A 2,519-nucleotide genomic window follows, 5' to 3' on the forward strand; every position below is an offset into this window, starting at 1 on the left:
TGTGGATCGGCGTGCAAAAAGGACCCCGTTAGCGGGGTGATCGGCGTCTAAAAGGGACCCCTCATTTCGATGGTTTAAGCAGCCGGCTGGATTTTCAGGCGGCGAGATCGGGATGTTGGTTTTGGAGACAGTTGTTCGGATCCGGCGCGAGTATGCCGGAGGCAAGGCGATCAAGGCGATCGCACGGGATCTGCATGTGTCGCGGAAGGTCATCCGCAAAGCGGTCCGAGCGCCGGAGGGCGCCTTTGATTATCAGCGCAAGGTTCAGCCGCTGCCCAGGATCGGTCCGTTCCAGGAGCGCCTGAACACGCTGCTGGAAGAGAACGAGCTGCGCGGCAGGCGTGACCGGCTGCGGATGACGCGGATCCATGACCTGCTGGTGCGAGAAGGCTTTGAGGGTTCTTACGATGCGGTGCGGCGCTATGCGACGCGCTGGAAGATCGAGCGGCGCAAGGATGCTGGCGATGGCGTCACCGCCTTCATCCCGCTGATGTTCAGGCCAGGCGAGGCCTACCAGTTCGACTGGAGCCATGAGGATGTCGAGATCGCCGGGGCGCCGATGCGGGTGAAGGTCGCGCATATGCGCCTGTGCGCGTCACGTGGGGTCTATGTCCGGGCCTATCCTCGCGAGAGCCAGGAGATGCTGTTCGACGCGCATGCACGCGGCTTTGCCTTCTTCGGCGGCGTGCCAGGGCGCGGCATCTACGATAATATGAAGACGGCTGTGACGAGCGTGTTCACCGGCAAGGAACGCCTCTTCAACCGGCGGTTCCTGATCATGACCGACCATTATATGGTCGAGCCCACGGCCTGCTCGCCTGCGGCGGGATGGGAGAAGGGGCAGGTCGAGAACCAGGTGCAGACGATCCGGGGTCGCTTCTTCCAGCCCCGGTTGCGGTTCGCCAGTCTCGAAGAGCTCAATGGCTGGCTGGAGGCCGAGTGTCGGCGCTGGGCGGAACGGCAGCCCCATCCTGAACAGGGCGAGCTGACCGTGGCGCAGGTGCTGGAGATCGAACGATCTGCGCTGCAGCCGATGCTGGGACCGTTCGACGGCTTCAATGAGAGCGAGCATGCCGTGACCGGCACCTGCCTGATCAGCTTCGACCGCAACCGCTACTCGGTGCTCTCGACGGTGGCACGACGCACGGTGCAGGTCCGCGCCTATGCCGATCGCATCGTCGTTCGCTGCGGCGAAGATGTTGTCGCTGAACATCCTCGCTACTTTGGGCGCAACCGCACGATCTATGACCCCTGGCATTATCTGCCGGTGCTGGCCCGCAAGCCTGGCGCGCTGAGGAACGGTGCCCCCTTCCAGGACTGGGATCTGCCACCGGCGCTTGCCCGCCTGCGCCGCAAGCTGGGTAATGGCGACGATGCCGATCGCCGGTTCGTCCGTGTACTGTCGGCCGTACTGACCGATGGCCTGGAGCCTGTCGAAGCCGCTGTGCGTGAGGCACTGGCGACGGGCACGGCAAGCGACGACCTGATCCTCAACATCCTGGCACGACACCGGGAACCCCCGCGTCCGCTGACGATCATCACCTCCGAGGATAGCGCCTTGCGCCATCCCCCGATCGCCGACTGTGCCCGTTACGACCAGCTGAGGACCTTCGATGCAGCGGCATGACATGATCGAGGCCATGCGGGGCCTTGGACTCAAGGGTATGGCGGGCGCGTTCGACGATGCCGTTACCACCGGGCTTCAGCGGCAGCGCACCACCATGGAGATACTGACCGACCTTCTGCGAGCGGAGGCGACGCATCGTCATGCCGCGTCGATCCGATACCGGATGGCCGCTGCCAGGCTGCCAGTCGTGAAGGACATCGACGCCTTCCGGTTCGAGGGTACCCCGATCAACGAGGGGCTGGTGCGTTCATTGCACAGTGGCGCGTTCCTGCCCGCACGACGCAATATCGTCCTGGTCGGCGGAACAGGCACAGGAAAGACCCATCTGGCCATCGCTATCACCGCCAATGTCGTCCGTTCCGGTGCCCGAGGCCGCTACTTCAACACGGTCGATCTGGTAACCCGCCTCGAAGAGGAAGCCAGGATCGGCAAGAGTGGCGCTCTCGCCGCCCAGCTATCCCGCCTCGATCTCATCGTGCTCGATGAACTGGGGTATCTGCCGTTCGCTCGATCGGGCGGCCAGTTGCTGTTCCACCTGATCAGCAAACTCTATGAGCAGACCAGCGTCATCATCACCACCAACCTCGCCTTTGGCGAGTGGCCCACCGTGTTCGGCGATCCCAAGATGACTACCGCGCTCCTCGACCGCGTCACCCATCATTGCGACATCGTCGAAACCGGCAATGACAGCTGGCGCTTCAAAAACCGCAGCTGATCCGCCCCAGCAGCGATCAATTAGAAGATGTTTTGCGCTGCGCGCGCCTCCGGTCGGGCTACGCCCTCCCTACGCCGCGCGCAGCGCGAGGAAGCCCGTCACATCAACGTTCCGCCATCCTGACAGGGGGTCCCTTTTGCGCGCCGATAAGGGGTCCCGTTTGCACGCCGATTGACA

The 2,519-nt window shown here is 63.6% G+C and carries 2 protein-coding genes; both read left to right on the forward strand.

All coding sequences use genetic code 11. The features are described 5' to 3' along the window. Positions 1–112 precede the first annotated feature (112 nt). Positions 113–1,627: an IS21 family transposase gene (istA, locus tag WFP78_RS23345; RefSeq protein WP_336966911.1), complete on the forward strand. Its 1,515-nt coding sequence runs from the start codon at positions 113–115 to the stop codon at positions 1,625–1,627. Then, positions 1,614–2,342 carry an IS21-like element helper ATPase IstB gene (istB, locus tag WFP78_RS23350; RefSeq protein ID WP_272798407.1) on the forward strand — a complete coding sequence of 243 codons (729 nt, stop codon included), beginning with the start codon at positions 1,614–1,616 and terminating at the stop codon, positions 2,340–2,342. Before istA ends, istB begins: the two co-directional genes overlap by 14 nt. The last annotated feature ends 177 nt before the right edge of the window (positions 2,343–2,519 follow it).

This window comes from Sphingobium aquiterrae (genome assembly GCF_037154135.1).
Taxonomy (GTDB): domain Bacteria; phylum Pseudomonadota; class Alphaproteobacteria; order Sphingomonadales; family Sphingomonadaceae; genus Sphingobium; species Sphingobium aquiterrae.